Source organism: Micromonospora sp. A202 (assembly GCF_006715105.1).
GTDB lineage: Bacteria > Actinomycetota > Actinomycetes > Mycobacteriales > Micromonosporaceae > Micromonospora > Micromonospora zamorensis.
In genome coordinates this window covers 274058-294727 of the sequence record NZ_VFMP01000001.1, presented here as the reverse complement: position 1 = coordinate 294727, position 20670 = coordinate 274058, and the positions used below count along the sequence as shown (strand labels likewise).

The following is a 20670-nucleotide window of genomic DNA, read 5'->3' as shown; positions in this document are numbered from 1 at the left end:
CCGGCCAGGTCAATCCGCTTGCCGCTGGCGTGCGCGGTGGGCGCGCAGGTTGGTCGGGTGCCCGCAGACACGCACGGAGTGCCACACCCCGCTGTTGTTGCGCGAGCGGTCGTAGAACGCCACCCGGCAGCGGGGGTTGCGGCAGGTCTTGATCCGCCGCCCGACGTCGGCGAGTTGCGCCTCGAACAGGGCGGCGAGAACGAGCGAGATCAGCAGATCGGCTCCGACCCCGGCGGGGTCGAGGTGGACGGATCCGTTCCGATCGAGCCGAAGGGTGGCGCCGCTGGTCCGGGACCCGGTCGGGGCACGGTCCGGCGCCCCGGTGCCGGGTTGCCCAGGTTTCGGCGGGACGTGGAGTCTGGCGTCGAACTCGTCCCGCAGTTCCTCGCGGAAGATCCGAAGCGCCCGGAGGCCCGCAGCGTCAAGCGTGACGTCGGGTGCCGGCCGCCCGGTGGCCGCCGACCACTGGGCGACGGCCTGCTGTGCCCACTCGGTAGCACTGGTCAGGTCGTCAAGGAGATCGGCCTGCCGTGGCATGCCGGCCGAGATCGTGTTGAGCAAATCCTGGACGAGCCCGAGGCTGCCTGGGGCCTGGTCCAGGTCGTATCTGGCGGTGGCGATCCACGGCGCGACCACCACACCTGCCGCGCGGTCGGGAACCGAGGGCACCATCAGCTCACTCACCGAGCAGGGCGAGCGCCCCGTACCACGCCGGTCCCGGATTCACCCAGTCTGGGTAGAGCCGCACCATCTCGTCGAAGAACTCTCGGGCGGTCGGCTTCTCGGCCAGCAGCCGCTCCACGTTCAGCAGGTAGTTCCGGGTCTGATCGATGCTGGCCGGGTCGTCCGGGCGGTCCCGGTTCTTGTGGCCGGCGACGACTGCGCGGGGCGCGAGCGCCTCGACGCGATCGAGAGCCTTGAGCCATTCCCGCAGGCCACCGTCGACTGTTTCCACGATGTACTGGTGAACCCCGTTGTAGACGACGTCACCGGCAACCACGAGGCCGATCGACGGGACGTGCAGGACTGTCGTCTGGTCGGTGTCGGTGTGCCCGGTCTCGACCGGCTGGATGAGGTTGCCCTCGAGCAGGAATCCTTCGGCAGGCACGGGCACGGCGTCGACCGGTGTTTCCGGAATCAGGCCGGGGAAGACCTGGTCGAACAGCTGGCTCCGCCCGACGGTGGCCTGCTGACGCATGACGTCGATGGTGCCGGGCGTCGCGTAGGTGACGGCCCCGGGGAAGCGCTTGACCAGCTCACCTGCGCCGAACCAGTGGTCGCCGTGCCCGTGTGTGGCGTAGATGTGGGTCAGCCGTTTGCCCGACTGTGCGATCCAGTCACCCACCGCCGCGATCTGCTCGTGAGTGAACGGGGGATCCACGAGGAGCGCCTCCTCGGTCCCGAAGATCAGCGTGGACGAGATCGGGTTCCAGTGGATCCGCGAGCCGTCCGGCATGCACTGGTCACCCGCTCGAACCGGACCATCCGAGACGAAAACCTCGTAGGACAGGGCGGATGGATTCATGCGTCCCCCTCGGTGATGTGACGAACCAGGTGCCGCAAGCACTGGCGTACCCCTGGTTCAGTGAAATAACCATAGCTCGTATGCCTATTTCACTCGCGCCATCGCTTCCATGGCCTGCGTCACCCACGCGGGTCAGGTCCTAGGCACCGCCGACCGGGTCGGACCGTCATCGGCGATGACCTGCGGGATGACCTGTTCGACGATGGTCAGCAGGGTGGTGGTGAGCAGCAGGTGCACCTGTGCGCGGGTCAGCGCGCCACGCTGTAGCCACTCCCGGGCGGTCGACGTCGCCAACCCGCAGTACGCCCGCACCATGCCGCGAAGCTCCTCGTGGTGCGCGGCCTGGCCAGCCAGACCGACGGCGACGAGCATCCGGTCCGCGGCGACCTCCTCGGCCTCGGCGAGCACCCGCTCGACGTCGGCGTCGCCGCCCATCCCCCGGGCGGTGACGGCGGCGAGCCAGGAGGTGCTGTGCCGGGACACCACGTCGAGGAACCAGGTGACGCTGGCGTCGACCCGGGTCCGCAGGTCCCCCTTGGGCAGGCGCTCCACGGCGACCTCCGGGATGGTCACCATGACCCGGACGACCTCCAGGTAGAGGCCCTTCTTGGCACCGAAGTAGTGGTTGACCAGGCCGCGAGCGACACCGGCCTCCCGGGCGATGTCGGTGGTCGACACGTCCGCGTACGGGCGTTCGCCGAACAGCCGGACCGCACAGGCCAGGATCTGCCCCCGCCGGGCGTCCGGCTCCAAACGGCGGCGGCGCGGAGCCGTCTCGACACTCATCTGCCCGACCCTATCGGCAGCTCACCGATCGGCCGCCGTTCGCGCTCGCTGCACCCGGTCGACGACCGGGGTGAAGAAGTTGACCAGGTTGCCGTCGGGGTCGCGGAAGAGCAGGGCTCGGTTACCCCAGGGCATGGTCGTGGGCTCGTTCACGAAGTCCTCCACCACGTTCTTCAGCTTCTCGTAAAGCGCGTCCACGTCTGCCACGAGGAACTCGATGATCACGGTGTGGTTGTCGGCCGGGCGGGCCGACCCTGGCGCGAACAGTGGGACCGTGCGGGTACTGCCAATCGCCAGCGTGCCGTGGGCAGTGCGCAACTCGGCGAAGTCCTCGTTGCCCCAGGCCGCCTGCACGCCGGTGATCTTCTCGTAGAAGCCGACCAGGCGGTTGATGTCACCAGTGATGATGCGGATCGAGACAAAATCCACTGTCTTCTCCCTGCTCAGTACGGTCGGGATCCGTCTGTCGTCAGCACGCTAACTCGAATACCGGACAGATCTGGTCCAGTATTCGGATTAGGTTCAGACCATGGCACGACCGACAGCCCAGGTGCTCGCACTGCTGGGGCTCTTGCAGTCCGGTGGCGTCCGGACAATGGCCGAGCTTGCCGAGCGCCTCGGTGTCGAACCGCGCACGGTGCGGCGCTACGTGACTCGCCTGGTCGACCTCGACGTGCCAGTGGAGTCGGTGCGCGGTCGCTACGGCGGGTATCGGCTCGCCGCCGGCTATCGTCTGCCGCCGCTGATGTTCAGCGACGACGAAGCCTTGGCCGTCCTGCTCGGCCTGGTTGCGGGCCGCCGTGCCGGGCTGGCGACGGCTACAGGTACGGCGGGTGAGACTGCCGCCGCGAAAATCCGGCGCGTCCTGCCGTCGCGGATCGCGGACCGGCTGGACGCCGTACTCCAGTCCCTCGCCTTCGCCACCGAACCCGACGACTTCCCTGCGCCGCAGGCAGATGTACTACTCACCGTCGCCGAGGCGGTCCGCCAGCACCGGCCGATTTCACTCCAGTACACCTCGCGCAACGGCAGGCGTAGCGTCCGCGCCCTGCATCCGTTCGGGCTGGTCAACCATGCGGGCCGGTGGTATGTCATCGGGGCCGATCCGGATATCGGTGAGGATCGGACCCTTCGGCTCGACCGCATCGCGGACGCGAGAACGCTGCCCGGCTCGTTCGAGCCGCCCGCCGGGAACGATCCGGCAGGGCATCTCCTCGCCTCGATGGCACAGGCGCCGTACCAGCATGCGGTGTCGCTACGGATACAAGGAACACAGGAGCAGATCCGCAGGCAGCTACCGGCCAGCATCGCCGAGGTGCGAGAGGGTGCGGACGAAGGCTGGCAGGACGTGGAGATCCGGGCAGAGAGTCTCGACTGGTTACCCGGTGTGCTCGCCGCGCTCGACCTGCCGTTCGTCATCGAACGCCCGGACGAACTCCGCGATCGTGTCGTCGCACTCGCTGAGCGGTTGGCGGCATCCGGACGACGTGTGTCGCCGTCGTAGCGGGCAGTCGCGAGGCCTACGCACGGCACGTGGCGCTGGCGGGCTGCGGACATCCGCCCTTCGCGGACGACCCAGAACCGGCCCCCGCCCGTGGATCTCTACTTATTGACATGCCGCCAACAGCGCGCGAGGGTGGTGCACATGCCGACGCCCCCACTCGACGGTCCCCTCTCGCCCTGGCGCGAGCCGGAGCACAACGACCTGGCCGACCTGGCCCGTGCCTTCTTCACCAAGGAGGTCCTGCCGCACGCCGACCGCCTTCAGGAGCAGGGCCACCCGGACCGCGAGCACTACCGGCGCGCCGGTGAGCTGGGGTTGCTCGGCCTGTCCGTCCCGGAGGAGTACGGCGGCGGGGGCGGTGGGTTCACCCACGAGGCCGTGATGCTGCACGAGCAGGCGTACACCGGGGAGAGCAGTCTCGGGCTGGCCGTCCACAGTGGCATCGTCACCGGTTACCTGGTCGCGTACGGCAGCGATGAGCAGAAGCGACGCTGGCTGCCCGGCCTGTGCACCGGCGAGCTGGTCGGCGCGATCGCGATGACCGAGCCGGACGGCGGTTCCGATCTTCAGGCGATGCGGACCAGGGCGGTCCGTGACGGCGACGACTACCTGGTCACCGGCGCGAAGACGTTCATCACCAACGGCGGCCTGGCCGATCTGATCATCGTGGCCGTGAAGACCGACCCCGAGCAGCGGGCAGCCGGCGTCTCGCTGCTGATCTGCGAGGTGGGCGGCGACCCGGAGGGCTTCCGCCGCGGTCGACTGCTGTCCAAGATCGGGCTGCACGCCAACGACACCGCAGAGCTGTTCTTCGACGAGTTGCGGGTACCGGCGGCCAACCTGCTCGGCGGCGCCGAAGGGCTGGGCTTCATCCAGCTCATGCAGCAGCTCCCGCAGGAACGGCTGGTGATCGGCGTCGGCGCGGTCGCGGCAATGGAACGGGCGGTCGCGCTGACCGTCGCGTACGCCAAGGAGCGCACCGCCTTCGGTAAGACCCTGATGGGCCACCAGAACACCCGGATGGTGCTCGCCGAGTGCGCCACGCGTACCCGGGTCAGCCGGGTCTTCCTGGACGACTGCATCGTCCGGCACAGCCGCGGCGACCTGGACGTGGCGACCGCGGCGATGGCGAAGTCGTGGCTCACCGACGGGCAGTGCGAGGTCATCGACCGGTGCCTGCAACTGTTCGGCGGCTACGGCTACACGACCGAATACCCGATCGCCCGAATGTACGCCGACGCCCGCGTCCAGAAGATCTACGGCGGCACCAACGAGATCATGAAGGAGCTGATCGCCCGTGCCCTCTGAGGCGTACGTCTATGACGCGGTCCGCACCCCGCGCGGACGCGGCCGGGACACCGGCGCGCTGCACGGGGTCAAGCCGATCTCCCTGGTGGTCGGCCTGATCGACGCGTTGCGTGAGCGCAATCCCGGCCTGGACGTCGGTCGGCTGGAGGATCTGCTGCTGGGCATCGTGACTCCGGTCGGCGAGCAGGGCGGCGACCTGGCGCGGGCCGCCGCGCTGCTGGCCGGGCTGCCCGACGAGGTTGGTGGGGTGCAGCTCAACCGGTTCTGTGCCTCCGGGCTGGAAGCGGTCAACTCCGCCGCCGCGCGGATCCGCTCCGGCTGGGAGCACCTGCTGCTCGCCGGCGGGGTGGAGTCGATGTCCCGGGTGCCGATGGGCTCCGACGGCGCGGCCTGGGCCACCGACCCGCAGACCGCCCTGGCCACGTCGTTCGTGCCGCAGGGGGTCAGCGCCGACCTGATCGCGACCCTGGAGGGCTTCACCCGCGACGACGTGGACGGCTACGCGCTGCGGTCGCAGGAGCGGGCGGCCAAGGCGATGGCCGGCGGGTACTTCGCCCGCTCGGTGGTGCCGGTCCGTGACGGCAACGGGCTGGACATCCTCACCGTGGACGAGCACCCGCGCCCGGAGACCACCCGGGAGGCGCTGGCCCGGCTCACCCCGTCCTTCGCGACGATGGGTGAGGCGGCGGGCTTCGACGCGGTCGCGTTGCAGAAGTTCCACTGGCTGGAGGCCATCGAGCACGTCCACCACGCCGGCAACTCGTCCGGCATCGTGGACGGCGCGGCGCTGGTGCTGATCGGTTCGGAGCAGCTGGGTCGGGATCTCGGCCTCACCCCGCGCGCCCGGATCGCCGGCGCGGCGGTCACCGGCGCGGACCCGACGCTGATGTTGACCGGCCCGATCCCGGCCACCCACAAGGCGCTCGCCGTCGCCGGGCTCACCCTCGACGACATCGACCTGTTCGAGATCAACGAGGCGTTCGCCGCTGTGGTGCTCAAGTACGTCCGCGACCTGGGCCTCGACCCGGACCGGGTGAACGTCAACGGCGGGGCGATCGCTCTCGGCCATCCGCTCGGCGCGACCGGAGCGATGCTGCTCGGCACCGCGTTGGACGAGTTGGAGCGCCGCGACCTGCGCCGCGCCGTGGTGACCCTCTGCATCGGTGGCGGCATGGGCGTCGCCACCGTTCTCGAGCGCTGCTGACCCGGGGGAAAAGACAAATGACCACCACCATCCGGTACGACCGCGGCGCCGACGGCATCGTCACGCTCACCCTGGACGACCCCGACCAGTCCGCCAACACCATGAACCGCGCGTACGCCGCCTCGATGAGCGCGATCCTCGACCGGCTGGAGGCCGAACGCGACGAGCTGACCGGGGTCATCGTGACCAGCGCGAAGTCGACGTTCTTCGCCGGCGGTGACCTACCTGAGATGATCCGGGCCACCCGCGAGGACGCGCCAGCGCTGGCGGAGCTGCTCGGCACCATCAAACGGGACCTGCGCCGCCTGGAGACACTGGGCCGGCCGGTGGTCGCGGCCGTCAACGGCTCCGCGCTCGGCGGCGGGCTGGAGATCGCGCTCGCCTGCCACCACCGGATCGCGCTGGACGCGCCGGACAGTCGGCTCGGGCTGCCCGAGGTGACCCTGGGCCTGCTGCCCGGGGCCGGCGGTGTCACCCGGACGGTACGGATGCTCGGCCTGGCGGGTGCGCTGACCACTGTGCTGCTCACCGGCCGGCGGATGCGCCCGTCCGATGCCCTGGCCGCCGGCATCGTGGACGAGGTGGTCGCCACCGAGGCGGAGCTGCTGGACCGCGCGCGGGCCTGGATCGCCGCGAACCCGCATCCCAAACAGCCGTGGGACCGACCGGACTACCGGATGCCCGGTGGCACCCCGGCCAGCCGTTCGCTGGCCGCCCAGCTGCCCGCCTTCCCGGCCACCCTGCGCAAGCAGCTCAAGGGTGCCCGGCTGCCCGCGCCCGAGGCGATCCTGGCCACCGCCGTCGAAGGCGCACAGGTCGACCTGGAGACCGCCCTGACCGTGGAGACCCGGCACCTGATCGGTCTGCTCACCGGGCAGGTCGCCAAGAACATGATCGGGGCCTTCTTCTTCGATCTGAAGGCCGTCAACGGTGGTGCCGCCCGGCCGTCCGTCGACGTTCCGCCGGTGCGGCGGGTGGCGGTGCTCGGCGCCGGCATGATGGGCGCGGGCATCGCGTACGTCTGCGCCAGCGCCGGCCTGGACGTCGTGGTCAGGGACGTCTCGCCCGAGGCCGCCGGGCGGGCCCGGGAGCACGCCGAACGGCTGCTGGCCCGCAAGGTCCGTAAGGGCCGCGCCACGGAGGCGGAGGCCCGCGCGGTGCTGGACCGGATCACCACCACCGACCAGGTGGACGCCCTCGCTGGATGCGACGCGGTCATCGAGGCGGTCTTCGAGGACCCGGCGCTGAAGCAGGCCGTGTTCGCCGAGGTGCTGCCGGTGCTGGCGCCCGACGCGCTGATCGCCTCCAACACCTCCACCCTGCCGATCACCGGGCTCGCCGCCGGGGTGGACCGCCCGGCCGACTTCATCGGCATGCACTTCTTCTCCCCGGTGGACCGGATGCCCCTGCTGGAGATCGTGGTCGGCGAACGGACCGGTGACGCCGCGCTGGCGCGGGCGTTCGACCTGGGTCGGCGGATCGGCAAGACCCCGATCGTGGTCAACGACGGCCGAGGTTTCTTCACCAGCCGGGTGATCGGCCGGTTCATCGACGAGGCGGTCGGCATGGTCGCCGAGGGTGTTCCCGCCGCCTCGGTGGAGCAGGCCGCCCTTCAGGCCGGCTATCCGACCGGGCCGCTCGCGCTGGCCGACGAGGTCAGCCTCACCCTGATCCAACGGATCCGCCGCCAGTTCGAGGCGGCCAGCGAGGAGTTCCTGCCGCTGCCGGCGCACCGGCTCGTCGACGAGCTGGTCGACGCGTACGACCGGCCGGGGCGTGCAGCCGGGCGCGGCTTCTACTCCTACGACGAGGGCACCCGCGGCCGGCTCTGGCCCGGCCTTGCCGACCTGGCCACCGACGCTGGACGGGCGGTGCCCTTCACCGACCTCCAGGAGCGGATGCTCTTCGCCGAGGCGCTGGACGCGCTGCGCTGCCTCGACGAGGGCGTGCTGCGTACCGAGACCGACGCCAACATCGGCTCGATCTTCGGCATCGGCTTCCCGGCCTGGACCGGAGGGGTGATCCGCTACGTCCGGCAGTACGCGGGCGGCCCGGCCGGCTTCGCGGCCCGCGCCACCGAACTGGCCGACCGCTACGGCGACCGGTTCACACCCCCCGCCGACCTGGTCGACCGGCTGGCCGCCCGTCCCGCTGAGACGGCCGGCGTCGCGTGACGGCGGCGCGGGGTGGGCCGCTCGCCGGGGTGCGGGTGGTCGAACTCGCGAGCCTCGCCCCGGCGCCGTTCGGGTGCATGGTGCTCGCGGACCTCGGCGCGGACGTGGTGCGGGTGGACCGGCCGGGCGCTCCGGGTGCGGGGCGCCTGGCCGCGCCGACCGGCGGGCCGTTGCAGCGCGGCCGGCGGGTCACCACGCTGGACCTGAAGTCCCCGGCCGGCGTGGCGGACCTGCTGCGCCTGACCGAGCGGGCGGACGTGCTGGTCGAGGCGTACCGGCCGGGGGTCGCTGAGCGGCTCGGCTTCGGCCCGGAGGTGTGCCAGGCCCGCAACCCCAGACTGGTGTACGCGCGGATGACCGGCTGGGGTCAGGACGGCCCGCTGGCGGCTCGCGCCGGGCACGACATCGACTACATCGCTGTCGCCGGGGCGTTGGAGCCGCTGGGCCGTGCCGGCGAGCGCCCGTACGCGCCGATGAACCTGCTCGGCGACTTCGGCGGCGGCGGCATGCTGCTCGCCGTCGGCGTGCTGGCCGCGCTGCTGGAACGGGAACGTTCCGGTGTCGGTCAGGTGGTCGACGCGGCGATGGTGGACGGTTCGGCTCTGCTCACGTCGTTCCTGCACGGGCTGCTCGGCACCGGACTGTGGGCGGCGCCGCGCGGGCGCAACATGTTCGACGGCGGTGCGCCGTTCTACGACACGTACGCCACCTCGGACGGCGGTTTCATGGCCGTCGGCGCTATGGAACCGGCCTTCTACGCCGTACTGCTCGCGGGCCTCGACCTCGCCGACGACCCGGACCTGCCCGCGCAGTACGACCCGAGCGGCTGGGACGAGCTGCGGCGACGGTTCACCGAGCGGTTCGCCGAGCGGACCCGGGACGAGTGGACGGCGGTCTTCGCCGACCTGGATGCCTGCGTCGCGCCCGTGCTCGCCCCCGGTGAGGCGCACCAGCATCCGCACAACGCCGCCCGGGGCACGTTCGTCGAGGTTGGCGGCGAGATCCAGCCGGCGCCAGCGCCACGCTTCGACCGGACGCCGGCTGACCGACCGGCCCCCGCGCCGGACCCGGAACGGGACGTCCTGCCGGTAGAGGAGATCCTCACCGGGTGGCAGTGACGGGCGGAGGCACACCCCGTACCGCCGACCAGGGCTACGCTGCCCGGGTGGCAGCGTGCCCCGAGCTGACCTGGCCGCGAGCCCTTTGGGGGCGCGGTCGAGGTTCCTCCGGGGTAACCCCGGGGGCGTCACATCCACCTGGGCAGCACACCACAGGTGCGTCGGCACGCTTCGCGAGCCTGTGCACCCGTACGACCGGGCATCGTCGGGGCACGCTGCCACCCTTCCCGGTGCGGCCGTGACGACGGTCGCCTCCCTGGCCGTGCTGCGCGGCGGGCACCTGCCGCAGGGCGCGCCGACGTCGCCCGCGCTGGCGAACCTGTGTGCGTTCCGGCTCGACCGTCGGCTGACCGGGCTGGCCGTAGCGTTCGACCTCGCCTATCAGCGCTACGCCGACGATCTCGCCTTCTCCGGCGAACTGCCACCCCGGCGGGTCGCCGACCTGCTCGCCGCGGTGACGGAGGTAACCCGGGACGAGGGGTTCCGAGTGCACTCGGGCAAGACCCGGGTGCGTGGCCGGGCCGACCGGCAGCTCCTCGCCGGGCTGGTGGTCAACGAACGGCCCGCGGTGCCGCGCACCGAGTACGACCTACTGCGCGCGATCCTGCACAACGCAGCCCGCACTGGCCTGGCCGCGCAGAACCACGCCGGTCATCCGGCGTTCGCAGAGCACCTGATCGGCCGCGTCGCCTGGCTGAGCCACGCCCACCCCACCCGATCCGCGAAACTGGCGAGGCTCCTGACCGCCGCCCTTGCTGGGCCGGTGCCGCGATCGGATCTTCCACGGGAGTGAATGAGTATGGGTACGAGCAGTTGGAAGGGCCACGTCAACGGGATCCTCTACGGTATCCAGTTCGACCGGGCGCTCGACGACACAGTGGTGACCCGGGTCGCCGACGGGGTGACCGGCGGCCTCTACCCAGGTGACCGAGCCGAGATGCTGGAGGCGCTCGCCCATGCGCTGCGCCATCCAGGCCCGCTGAACGACCAGATCGAAACCCACCACAGCGAGGAGAGCATTCGCACTTTCCTCAGCCAGCTCTCGGCAGCCCTGACCACCCCATCTCCATGTTGATCAAGAGGTTTGCGTCAGAGAACCGTCCTTTGGTGACGTAAACTTCTTGATCAACATGGTTGGGCGGGGTGGGCGCAGACGGTCGGGGCGGTTGTACCAGGTGGCGAAGAGGGCCACCGCCAGGAGCAGTTCCGCCAGGTCGCCGCCGTAGTACATGAGTTGGGCGGCCGACTGGAACGCCGCCGGGTCCCGGTCGGTGAGGCCGGGCGGCAGGGTCTCGGCGTTCGCGTACAGGTATTTGGCCAGCACGGCGTGACCGGCCGCCGCTCCCAGCAGCGCGCCCACCCGTACCGCCAGGCCGGGTCGACGCGGCGCCGGGTCCGGCCCGGCCAGGGACCAGGCGAAGAGATAGCCGGCGGCGACATAGTGCAGGTGCAGGGCGTGGTGCAGCGCAGAGTGTCGTTCGGCCGCCGCGTACAGCGGGGTGAGCAGCACCAGCGCCAGCCCACCCGTGCTGAGCAGCGCAGCGGTGACCGGGTGCGCGATCAGGTGCAGCGGGCGGGCGCGCAGCAGCCGGCCCACCACCCGGCGTACGGGCGGCGGGGCGACCCGCAACAGCAACGTCACCGGGGCGCCGAGCACCAGCCCGAGCGGGGCAAGCATGCCGAGCAGCAGGTGCTGCGCCATGTGCCCGCGCGGATCGTCGGGGAGCGGGGCAAACGGCCCGACGGCGACCGCCAGCAGTGCGCAGCCGACCAGCCAGGCGGCGGTGCGCCGGTGGTCCCAACCCCGCGGGTCGCGTACGGCGGCCAGCAGGTAGCCGACGGCCAGTAGCACGACCGGGAGCAGCGGGAACCAGGTCGGGTCCTCCGCCACGTGCCCGCCGTGGGCGAACGCGGGCGGCACGGTCACCGTCCCCGACGGCCGTCGCCCGGCCGCCGGGACCGGGCCCACCAGACCACGGCGGCACCGGCCAGCAGCAGCACAGCGCCGGACGCGATCCACACCACGTCGTACGGCAGCAGGTGTACGCCGTAGCGGATCTGGTGCAGCCGGAGCACCTTGTGGTCGACCACCCCGTCGAAGACCTGGAACCCTCCGGCGCCGAGCAGGAATCCGCCCCAGGCCAGCCGGGTCGACAGGGCACGTCGTCGACGCAGGTCGGCGAACCAGAAGAACCCACCGACCAGGATGATCACCTCGGCGGCGTGCAACAGCCCGTCGGAGAGCAGCGCCACCGACGGGGTGGACCGGTCGTAGAAGTGGTGCCACGCCAGCAACTGGTGGAAGACGATCTCGTCCACCGCAGCCATGATGGCGATGCCGATCAGGACGCCGACGAGCGTGGAGGAACGTACGTCAGCGGTGCGTGCACTCGGCAGGCTCGAATCGGACACCACACACCTCGCATCCACCTCGGGGGTCAGGTCGGAAACTACCCCGAACATGTCGAAACATGCCCAGCCAGCGCCGCCGCGGGCCATCCCCGTTTCACGACTCGCACACCACTAGCGGCATGATCATGCAGCCTGAAGGGGCAGCGAACACCGAGCCGAGCAACCAGAGCCCGAGAAGGAGGTGCCCGTGCCGGACGCGGACGAACTCGTCGCCAACGCACTCGCGGCGGTGCGCGGCACCGACGTACGGCAGGCCGAACGGCAGCTGGACCAACTGATGGTCGGCACCGGCGCGGCGGACGGCACCACGGCGGTGGACGCGGCCCTGCTGCGTCGCCTGGTCCGCGCGCTGGGCCGGCTCTGGCCGCGTGGCTGGCAGCCGGTCGACGTGGACCGGCTCACCAGCCGGCGGCTCGACCCCCGCTCGGCGCGGCTGGTCCGCGAGGCGATGGCCGCCCAACGGCGTGAGCAGGCCGAACCGATCCCGGCCTGGTGGGACGACCAGCTACGCGAGTTGACCGCCGACGTCCGGGACGACGGCCATGACGTGCTGGCTGCCTGGACCGCCGCGGAGGGGCTGGACCGGGCGGACGCGCTCCGCGCGGCCGTGGACGCTCTCGCGCTGGTGGAGAGCCTGCCGCCGATCGCGGTGCTGCGCCCACCGCCGGGCACCACCGGTGCGCTCACCTCCCGGTCGGCGGGCACGACGCGCAGCGGGTCACCGATGCTGGACCGGGTCCGGGCGCTGCTGGCGAAGGCCGAGTCGACCACCTTCCCGGCCGAGGCGGAGGCGTTGACCGGTAAGGCGCAGGAGCTGATCGCCCGGCACAGCATCGACGAGGCGCTGCTGGCGGCCGGCTCGGAGCGCGGCGACGTGCCTGGTGGGGTGCGCCTGAGCACCGACACTCCGTACGCGGGCGCGAAGGCGCTGCTGGTGCAGGAGGTGGCGGCGGCGAACAGGTGCGAGGCGGTCTGGTCCGACGATCTCGGCTTCGCCACCGTGCTGGGCTGGCCGGCTGATCTGGTGGCGGTGGAGCTGCTCTACACGTCGCTGCTGGTCCAGGCCACGGCCGCGATGCTGCGCGGGCGCGCTGAGCGCCGGTCGGGGTCGGGGCGGCGCACGAAGGTGTGGGACGAGTCCTTCCTCAACGCGTTCGCGCTGCGGATCGGCGAGCGGCTGCGTACGGCCACCGAGGCGGCGACCGAAGCGGCGGACCAGGCGTCGGCCGAGACGGCCGGGGCGGAGCGACTGTTGCCGGTGCTCGCCGCCCGGGGCGAGGCCGTCCGGGAACGACTGGACACCCTCTTCCCCGGCGTGACCCGGCACCGGCTCAGCGTCCGGGACGCCGAGGGCTGGTCCTCCGGCACGTCGGCCGCCGACCGCGCCTCCCTGGACGTGGGTGGCGGGCGCAAGCAGCCCCGACAGGTGCCCGGCCGGCCCGATCGCCGCTGACCCGACCGGCGTGGGACCACCACCGGCGAAGTTATCTGCGATTTTCTTCGGTACGCCGTAGGGAACGGGTTGTCCGCTCCGACCCTCCGGTGAGCCGCGCCCCGACCGGGGGTGCGACCAGAGCTGAGGAGCACCGCCGTGAAGTACATGCTGCTGATCTGGAACCGGCCCGGCTTCACCGAGGAGCTGACCGAGCAGGACCGCACCGCTCTCTTCGGCGAGGTCGACGAGATCATGAAGGAGCTGACCGAGACCGGCGAGCTGGTCGACGGCCAGGCGCTCGCCAACCCGTCGCAGACGTTGACGGTCCGGCAGATCGACGGCACCACCGAGATCGTCGACGGGCCGTTCATGGAGAGCAAGGAGCAGTTCGCCGGTTATCTGACCGTCGAGTGCGACAGCCCGCAGCGGGCCGCCGAGATCGCGGCCCGCTGGCCGGACGTCCGTTACGGCGGCGCGATGGAGGTCCGCCCGGTGATGGAGCAGGCCGGGACGGAGATGTGACCGGGGACCGGACGGTCGAGGATCTGCTGCGCACCCTCGCGCCGCAGGTCCTCGGCCTGCTGGTCCGCCGGCACGGCCAGTTCGACCGGTGCGAGGACGCGGTCCAGGAGGCGCTGCTGGCCGCCGCGACACAGTGGCCCGGGCAGGGCGTACCGGACAGTCCCCGCGCCTGGCTGCTCACCGTGGCCACCCGCCGGCTCACCGACGAGTGGCGCAGCGAGAGCGCTCGCCGGGACCGCGAGGTGGCGGTGGCGCTGCGCGAGCCGACGTACGCCCAGGTGGCGCCGGCGGCCGACGCGGAGCCGGCGGTCCCGGCCGCGGACGACACCCTGACGCTGCTGTTCCTCTGCTGCCACCCGGCGCTGACCGGATCGGCGCAGGTGACGCTCACCCTGCGCGCGGTCGGTGGTCTCAGCACCGCCCAGATCGCCCGGGCGCACCTGGTGCCGGAGGCGACGATGAGTCAACGGATCCGCCGGGCCAAGCAGCGGATCGAGGCCGCCGGAGCCCGGTTCACGATGCCCGAGCCGGCCGAGCGGGACGAGCGGCTGCGGTCGGTGCTCCGGGTGCTCTATCTGATCTTCAACGAGGGGTACACCGCGTCGAGTGGCCCGGACCTGCACCGGGCCGAGCTGACCGGCGAGGCGATCCGGCTGGCCCGCATCCTGCGCGGGCTGCTGCCCGACGACGGCGAGGTGGCCGGGCTGCTGGCGCTCATGCTGCTCACCGACGCGCACCGGGCGGCCCGGCTCGGCCCGGACGGGGAACTGGTGCCCCTCGCCGAGCAGGACCGCACCCGGTGGGACTCTGCCGCCATCGCGGAGGGGATCGCGCTGATCACCGAGGCGTTGACCTGGTCGCCGCCGGGCCCGTACCAGCTCCAGGCGGCGATCGCCGCCGTGCACGCCGAGGCGTCAACGGCGGCGGAGACCGACTGGCGGCAGATCGTCGCGCTCTACCGACTGCTGGCCCGGATCGCGCCGAACCCGATGATCACCCTCAACCAGTCGGTGGCGGTGGCGATGGTGGACGGGCCAGGGGCCGGGCTCGCGCTGCTCACACCGCTGATCGCCGACGAGCGCACGGCCGGGCACCATCGGCTCGCCGCCGTGCGGGCGCACCTGTTGGAGATGGCCGGGGACGCCGAGGCGGCGCGGGAGGCGTACCTGGCCGCGGCACGCGGCACCACGAGCCTGCCCGAGCAGCGGTATCTGGAACTGAAGGCCAGCCGACTGACTGGGCAGCGATGACCTGGGTCAATCGGCCTTCGGGGCGGCGCGTATGTGCGCGCGTTCGCCCTGTTTCCCGATCAGGCTGAGAAACTCGACGGGGCCGGAGCTGGTGGCCCCGAACCAGTGCGGGGTGCGGGTGTCGAACTCGGCGGCCTCCCCGGGCGTGAGGACGAGATTGTGCTCGCCGAGGACCAGTCGCAGCGTGCCGTTGAGGACGTAGACCCAGTCGTGTCCCTCGTGGGTGCGCAGGTCGGGTTCGCGGTCGTCGGCGCTGGCCGGGAGCACGTACTTGTAGGCCTGGATGCCCCCGGGTCGCCGGGTCAGCGGCAGGATGACCGATCCGTCGCTGCACGTGATGGGGCGCAGGTTGATGCGGGGATCGCCGGTCGGCGGCGCGCCGACGAGTTCGTCGAGCGTCACGCCGTGGACGCGGGCGAGCGGGAGGAGTTGCTCCAGCGTGGGGCGACGCAGGCCGGCTTCGAGCCTGGACAGGGTGCTGGCGGAGATGCCGGTCTCCGCGGCGAGGTCGGTGAGCGTGATGTCGCGGCGGAGCCGAAGGCGCTTCAGTCTTCCTCCGACAGCGTCCAGGGTGCGGTCCGGCTCGTCCATGTCGCCAATTTTGCCATTTGGCAAGAAGTTTTGCGGATCGGTGGGTGGGCCGGTCACAGTCGCTACCGAGACGCGAAGGAGCAGGTAGATGACCGAGCAGCACGAGTTCGACAAAGGCTACTGGGATCGGCACTGGCACCAGGTGCACCATGATCATCCGGGTGCCGTCGGCGCGGCTCCCCCGCACCCGTACCTGGCCCGTGAGATCGCCGGCCTGACGCCCGGCACGGTGTTGGACGCCGGCTGCGGCACCGGCACGGAGGCGGTCTGGCTCGCTTCGCACGGCTGGCAGGTCACCGCTGTCGACATCGCATCCGCCGCCCTCGCTCTCGCCGCCGGACGCGCGGCGGACGCCGGGGTGCCCGAGCGCGTGCGGTGGGTGGAGGCGGACCTGACGACCTGGGAGCCGGGGACGCAGTTCGATCTGGTGACGACGCACTACGCGCACCCGGCGATGCCGCACCTGGCCTTCTACGACCGCATCGCCGGGTGGGTGGCGCCGGGTGGCAGCCTGCTGATCGTCGGGCACCTGCACACCTCGGAAGCCACCGGGCACGGCCACCACCCACCCGAGGAGGCATCGGTCACCCTCGCGGACATCACCGCCGGTCTGGACAGCGCCACCTGGGAGATGGTCACCGCCGAGGAGCACCGCCGCTCGGTGCCCGGCCGGGAAGTCCCGCTGCACGACGTGGTCGTCCGCGCCACCCGACGCCACTGAACCCCGCTGCCGGCCGTCGGGCGAACCTGACCACCCGACGGCCGGCGGCACGATCACACGTCGGGGTCGACGGCTGTGCAGCTGGCACCACGGGCGGGCACCACCTGATCGATCAGGTAGGCGTCGACGGCTCGTTGCACGCACGGGCTGCTGCTGTAACTGCCGTGCCCCCACCCCTGGTAGGTGAGCAGAGCGCCATGCCTGCCCAACTGCCGCGCCACAGCGCGGGCCCAGTCGTACCCGCTCGCCGGGTCGTGCACCGTGGCGGCGATCAGCAGTGGCACGTCGGTGCGGACCCGCAGTCGGTGCTGCGGGTTGGCGACCGGCGACGGAGTGCCCAGGCAGGTGACGAGCGCGAACAGGGCCGGCGGATACCGCAGGTCCGGTGCCAGCAGGGCCGCCCGGCGCACGTGTGCGGCGTACTCCCGGTAGTCGCGGACGGGCAGGCTCCAGTCCTGGCAGAAGACGGCGAAGGGGTACGGCGCGACGGCGTCGACCGTCGTCGTGGCGTCGGCCGGGGGCGCGGCGGTCGGCGAGGCGGCCGCGTCCATCCTGCCGAGCCAGTCGGCCAGCCCCGGCCACCGCCACGTGTCGTAGAACTTCTTGTGGGTGAGCCGGGCCAACTCGAACGGGGTCAGCACCACCCCGGCCCGGTCCGGGTCGGTCAGCGTGCCGCGCTCGGCCCGGGCGCGCAGCCCGGCCCAGATCGCCCGGACGTCCCGTCCCTTGAGCCCGCAGGCGGTGGACCGGTCACACCAGGCGACGAACTCGTCGAACGCGTTCTCCGCGGTGACCGCCTGGCTGTCGAGGAAGGCGCGGGTGCCGAGGCTGTGGTCCATCGCGGCCTCCAGCACGACGGCCCGGACCCGGTTCGGATACAGCTCCGCGTACCGCTGCCCGAGCAGCGTGCCGTACGAGCTGCCGTGGAAGGTCAGCTGACGCTCGCCGAGTGCGGCGCGGACCGCGTCCAGGTCCCGGGCGGCGCTGGTCGTGTCGACGTGGTCGTAGAGCGCCCCGGTGCGGGCCCGGCAGTCGACGCGCAGCAGCGCGTTGTTGGCAACTGTCGCGTCGAACTGGGCCTGGTCGGCGATCAGCTGCGGCTGCCGGGCGAGCAGGTCCCGTGCGCAGATCACCGGGTGGCTGCCGCCGGTGCCGCGCGGGTCGAAGCTGACGATGTCGAACCGGCGGCGCAGGTCGGCACTGAACCGGGAGCTGCCGTTCACCACCCGGTCGACCCCGCTGTCGCCCGGCCCACCCGGGCCGAAGACCAGCGCACCCTTGCGGGTGGTCTTGTCGGCTGCCCGGCGAGCCAACGCCAGGTCGAAGCGCTCACCTCGGGGTTGGTTCCAGTCCACCGGCAGCGACAGGGTGCCGCACTCGGCATCCGAGTCTGCGGCGCAGGGCCGCCAGTCGATCGTCGGACCGGGCTGTGGTCGAGCGGCGGCGGGGCTCGCCGGGGTCAGGCCGGTGGCCGTGAGGGCCAGGGCGACCGCCCAGCCCACTGCGGATTTGCGTACGCGCAGCATGAGGTGCTGTCCTCTCCTCGAAGGAGCGTTACCGGTGAAGCTCGCCCACTGGGCGAGGTGATGCTGCTTCCACCCGGGCCGTCGAGTAGCCGCTCGACGGCCCGGGGCCTTCTGCTCTCAGCGGGTCACTCGACCTCGCGCAGGACGCGCTCGAGCGTGGTCATCCGGGTTTCCATCCCGCCCAGCCGCCCGTCCATCGCCGCGAGCAGTCGGGCGTTCTCGGCCTGGGCCTGGGTTGCCGTCTCGGCCAGCCGGCGGTAGTCGTCCGGGCGGGCCAGTTCGAGCCGGGTCCGGCGGGTCTTGGCCAGCTGGACGACGGTCACCGTGAACACGCTGATGATCAGGGCGAAGATGCCGATCGCTCCGACCACCTCGGTCCAGTCGTGCTCGCTCATCGGCCCGCTCCCGGCTGCTCGGCCGAGCCGGGCACGGTCAGCGTCTCGACCGCCGTCGCGATGACCTCGGGGGTGAGTGTGAGCACGAACGGCTTCACCTCGTAGTAGTTCATGGCCTTCCCGTCCCTCGACAACTCCAGGTTGGCGGTGACCAACCCGGCCGCCGCCAGCTGCTCATAACCTTCCCTCGCACATGCCAATGGAAGTTAGCAGGTAGAGGCGTTCGGCTGTGGGTGCCGGAAGCGGAATCAGGGGGATCTCAGGGTCATGAGAAAGCGCCGGACACACAGAACGCCGGGCCGGTGATGATCACCGGCCCGGCGTGCAATGTGCGTCGTACGTCAGCTCTTGAAGGCGTCCTTGATCTTCTCGCCGGCCTGCTTGAGCTTGGCCGTCGACTGGTCAGTACGACCCTCGGCCTCGAGCTGCTCGTTGTCGGTGGCCCGACCGGCGCCTTCCTTCAGCTTGCCGGTCGCGTCCTCGGTGGCATTGTTGATCTTGTCATCCATACCCATTGCCAACCTCCATTGCAAGCGTCGCTACGCCCTCAGCAGTACCCCCACAGTCAGCCGCCCAACCATTTCAGCCAGCTCCGACCCGCCTCCGGTCATCGTCGGGCCGTCCAACCGGCGGTTGGGCGGCGCCGACCGGGGGAAGGAACAGCAGGGCAAACGTCGGAAGGAGCAGTCGATGGACCAGTCATCTGCCCCGATCCTGGAAGCCCTCGTCGCCTACCGGGAACGCGGAGACATCAACTACACACCGCCTGGACACAAGCAGGGACGGGGAGTCGACGAGCGCGTCCTCGCGGTGCTCGGCCGCGACCTCTTCGCCGCGGACGTGATGACCAACAACGGACTCGACGATCGGTTGCAGACCCATGAAGTGCTCGCCACCGCGCAGCGGCTGATGGCCGACGCGGTCGGCGCCGAGCACGCGTTCTTCTCGACCTGCGGCAGCTCACTCTCGGTGAAGACTCTGATGATCTCGGTCGCCGGCCCTGAAGAGAAGCTGCTGATCAACCGCAACGCCCACAAGTCGGTGGTCTCCGGGATCATCATCGCCGGCATCCAACCGGTCTGGATCGAGCCCCGGTGGGACGAGGAACTGCACCTGACGTACCCGCCGGGCGCCGACACGGTGGCCGAGACGCTGAGTGGTCACGTCGACGCCAAGGGTGTCCTGGTCGTCACCCCAACCGACTACGGCACCTGCGCCGACCTGGCCGCCATCACCGACGTCTGCCACCAGCAGGGCAAGCCGTTCCTGGTGGACGAGGCGTGGGGCGCGCACCTGCCCTTCCACCCCGACCTGCCGCAGTGGGCGATGGACGCCGGTGCGGACGCCTGCGTCACCAGCGTGCACAAGATGGGCAGCGGCCTGGAGCAGAGCTCGGTGTTCCACCTTCAGGGCGAGCGGATCGACCCGAGCGTGCTGAGCCAGCGCGAGGACATGCTTGGTACGACCAGTTCCTCACCGCTGATCTACGCGGCACTGGACGGCTGGCGCCGGCAGATGGCCGAGCACGGCCACGACCTGCTGACCGCTGCTCTCGCCCTCGCCCACGAGACCCGTGAGGCGATCGACGCGCTACCCGGCCTCACCGTGCTGGGCGAACGCCTCCTCGGCCCGCAGCGGGCAGCCGACACCGACCCGTTGAAGATCGTCATCGACGTCTCCGAGCTCGGCATCAGCGGCTACCAGGCAGTCGACTGGCTGCACAACGAACGGCACATCAATCTGGCACTGGCCGACCACCGCCGGATGACCCTGGCCCTCACTCACGCCGACAGTCACGAGACCACCGGTCCGCTGCTGGACGGGCTGCGGGCGCTGACCGAGGCCGCCGACCGGCTGCCCAGGGCCAAGCCGGTGACCCTGCCGACCCCGAAGGAGCTGCGGCTGGAACTGGCCATGCTGCCCCGGGACGCGTTCTTCGGCCGGGCCGAGCAGGTGCCTGCCGAGCAGGCGGTCGGCCGGGTTGCCGCTGAGATGCTCACCCCGTACCCCCCCGGCGTGCCGGCCGTCCTGCCGGGCGAGGTGATCAACGAGGCGGTGGTCGAATACCTGCGCACCGGCCTCGCCGCAGGCATGACCATCCCGGACGCCGCCGACGCGGAGCTGAAGACGGTGCGGGTCCACGCCGGCTGAGGCGTACCGCCCGGCAGGGCTGGCCGGATGCCAGCCCTGCCCGGGCGG

22 protein-coding genes are annotated in these 20670 nt (G+C 71.4%); 12 read left to right on the top strand and 10 right to left on the bottom strand.

Annotation, left to right across the window (positions count from 1 at the left end; all coding sequences use genetic code 11):
- Positions 1-9 precede the first annotated feature (9 nt).
- From FBZ33_RS01405 to FBZ33_RS01390, 4 genes are all read right to left on the bottom strand, one after another.
- Positions 10-684 (bottom strand): CGNR zinc finger domain-containing protein, encoded by a 675-nt coding sequence (locus FBZ33_RS01405; protein ID WP_255508678.1) that lies wholly within the window; start codon positions 682-684, stop codon positions 10-12.
- A complete protein-coding gene (locus tag FBZ33_RS01400) occupies positions 677-1525 on the bottom strand; it encodes an MBL fold metallo-hydrolase (protein WP_141907731.1) in 849 nt (282 codons plus the stop codon). Before FBZ33_RS01400 ends, FBZ33_RS01405 begins: the two co-directional genes overlap by 8 nt.
- 132 nt (positions 1526-1657) lie before the next feature.
- A complete protein-coding gene (locus FBZ33_RS01395; protein ID WP_141907730.1) occupies positions 1658-2311 on the bottom strand; it encodes a TetR/AcrR family transcriptional regulator in 654 nt (217 codons plus the stop codon).
- 21 nt (positions 2312-2332) lie between these two features.
- Positions 2333-2740 (bottom strand): VOC family protein, encoded by a 408-nt coding sequence (locus FBZ33_RS01390; RefSeq protein WP_088951289.1) that lies wholly within the window; start codon positions 2738-2740, stop codon positions 2333-2335.
- Between the two features lie 100 nt (positions 2741-2840).
- Here FBZ33_RS01390 and FBZ33_RS01385 point away from each other — a divergent pair, with 100 nt between their 5' ends.
- The 7 genes from FBZ33_RS01385 to FBZ33_RS01355 all read left to right on the top strand — a co-directional run bounded on the left by FBZ33_RS01385 (position 2841) and on the right by FBZ33_RS01355 (position 10694).
- Positions 2841-3815: a YafY family protein gene (locus FBZ33_RS01385; RefSeq protein WP_141907729.1), complete on the top strand. Its 975-nt coding sequence runs from the start codon at positions 2841-2843 to the stop codon at positions 3813-3815.
- A gap of 141 nt (positions 3816-3956) precedes the next feature.
- Complete coding sequence (locus tag FBZ33_RS01380) at positions 3957-5123, top strand: acyl-CoA dehydrogenase family protein (RefSeq protein WP_141907728.1); 1167 nt, start codon at positions 3957-3959, stop codon at positions 5121-5123.
- Positions 5113-6327 (top strand): acetyl-CoA C-acetyltransferase, encoded by a 1215-nt coding sequence (locus tag FBZ33_RS01375; RefSeq protein ID WP_141907727.1) that lies wholly within the window; start codon positions 5113-5115, stop codon positions 6325-6327. The genes FBZ33_RS01380 and FBZ33_RS01375 overlap by 11 nt, the downstream gene beginning before the upstream one ends.
- 17 nt (positions 6328-6344) lie before the next feature.
- Complete coding sequence (locus tag FBZ33_RS01370) at positions 6345-8501, top strand: 3-hydroxyacyl-CoA dehydrogenase NAD-binding domain-containing protein (RefSeq protein WP_141907726.1); 2157 nt, start codon at positions 6345-6347, stop codon at positions 8499-8501.
- A complete protein-coding gene (locus FBZ33_RS01365; protein ID WP_141907725.1) occupies positions 8498-9619 on the top strand; it encodes a CaiB/BaiF CoA-transferase family protein in 1122 nt (373 codons plus the stop codon). Before FBZ33_RS01370 ends, FBZ33_RS01365 begins: the two co-directional genes overlap by 4 nt.
- Positions 9620-9857: 238 nt before the next feature.
- A complete protein-coding gene (locus tag FBZ33_RS01360; protein ID WP_221629423.1) occupies positions 9858-10412 on the top strand; it encodes a reverse transcriptase domain-containing protein in 555 nt (184 codons plus the stop codon).
- A gap of 6 nt (positions 10413-10418) precedes the next feature.
- Positions 10419-10694: a hypothetical protein gene (locus FBZ33_RS01355; RefSeq protein WP_141907723.1), complete on the top strand. Its 276-nt coding sequence runs from the start codon at positions 10419-10421 to the stop codon at positions 10692-10694.
- Here FBZ33_RS01355 and FBZ33_RS01350 read toward each other — a convergent pair whose 3' ends face one another.
- Together FBZ33_RS01350 and FBZ33_RS01345 are read right to left on the bottom strand one after the other, a co-directional pair.
- Positions 10695-11540, bottom strand: a complete 846-nt coding sequence (locus FBZ33_RS01350; RefSeq protein ID WP_221629422.1) for a cytochrome c oxidase assembly protein — start codon at positions 11538-11540, stop codon at positions 10695-10697.
- 2 nt (positions 11541-11542) lie between these two features.
- On the bottom strand, positions 11543-12031 hold the full coding sequence (locus FBZ33_RS01345; RefSeq protein ID WP_221629421.1) for a DUF2243 domain-containing protein: 489 nt from the start codon (positions 12029-12031) through the stop codon (positions 11543-11545).
- Between the two features lie 187 nt (positions 12032-12218).
- On the opposite strand from FBZ33_RS01345, the gene FBZ33_RS01340 reads away from it, so the two are divergent.
- From FBZ33_RS01340 to FBZ33_RS01330, 3 genes are all read left to right on the top strand, one after another.
- Positions 12219-13484, top strand: coding sequence for a DUF2786 domain-containing protein (locus FBZ33_RS01340; RefSeq protein WP_141907721.1), 1266 nt, complete (start codon positions 12219-12221; stop codon positions 13482-13484).
- Positions 13485-13631: 147 nt separating this feature from the next.
- Complete coding sequence (locus tag FBZ33_RS01335) at positions 13632-13988, top strand: YciI family protein (protein WP_255509098.1); 357 nt, start codon at positions 13632-13634, stop codon at positions 13986-13988.
- Positions 13985-15238, top strand: a complete 1254-nt coding sequence (locus tag FBZ33_RS01330; RefSeq protein ID WP_141907719.1) for an RNA polymerase sigma factor — start codon at positions 13985-13987, stop codon at positions 15236-15238. The genes FBZ33_RS01335 and FBZ33_RS01330 overlap by 4 nt, the downstream gene beginning before the upstream one ends.
- 6 nt (positions 15239-15244) lie before the next feature.
- On the opposite strand, the gene FBZ33_RS01325 is transcribed toward FBZ33_RS01330, so the two are convergent.
- Positions 15245-15829, bottom strand: coding sequence for a helix-turn-helix domain-containing protein (locus FBZ33_RS01325; RefSeq protein WP_141907718.1), 585 nt, complete (start codon positions 15827-15829; stop codon positions 15245-15247).
- A gap of 88 nt (positions 15830-15917) precedes the next feature.
- Between FBZ33_RS01325 and FBZ33_RS01320 the strand changes: the two genes are divergently transcribed.
- Positions 15918-16550, top strand: a complete 633-nt coding sequence (locus FBZ33_RS01320) for a bifunctional 2-polyprenyl-6-hydroxyphenol methylase/3-demethylubiquinol 3-O-methyltransferase UbiG (protein ID WP_141907717.1) — start codon at positions 15918-15920, stop codon at positions 16548-16550.
- 53 nt (positions 16551-16603) lie between these two features.
- On the opposite strand, the gene FBZ33_RS01315 is transcribed toward FBZ33_RS01320, so the two are convergent.
- The 3 genes from FBZ33_RS01315 to FBZ33_RS01300 all read right to left on the bottom strand — a co-directional run bounded on the left by FBZ33_RS01315 (position 16604) and on the right by FBZ33_RS01300 (position 18986).
- Positions 16604-18076, bottom strand: a complete 1473-nt coding sequence (locus tag FBZ33_RS01315) for an alpha/beta hydrolase (RefSeq protein WP_141907716.1) — start codon at positions 18074-18076, stop codon at positions 16604-16606.
- 125 nt (positions 18077-18201) lie between these two features.
- A complete protein-coding gene (locus FBZ33_RS01310; RefSeq protein ID WP_141907715.1) occupies positions 18202-18471 on the bottom strand; it encodes a hypothetical protein in 270 nt (89 codons plus the stop codon).
- Positions 18472-18812: 341 nt separating this feature from the next.
- The gene (locus tag FBZ33_RS01300) at positions 18813-18986 is read right to left on the bottom strand and encodes a CsbD family protein (protein ID WP_099850124.1); all 174 of its coding nucleotides are present in this window, start codon (positions 18984-18986) and stop codon (positions 18813-18815) included.
- 175 nt (positions 18987-19161) lie between these two features.
- On the opposite strand from FBZ33_RS01300, the gene FBZ33_RS01295 reads away from it, so the two are divergent.
- The gene (locus FBZ33_RS01295) at positions 19162-20622 is read left to right on the top strand and encodes an aminotransferase class I/II-fold pyridoxal phosphate-dependent enzyme (protein ID WP_141907714.1); all 1461 of its coding nucleotides are present in this window, start codon (positions 19162-19164) and stop codon (positions 20620-20622) included.
- Positions 20623-20670 lie beyond the last annotated feature (48 nt).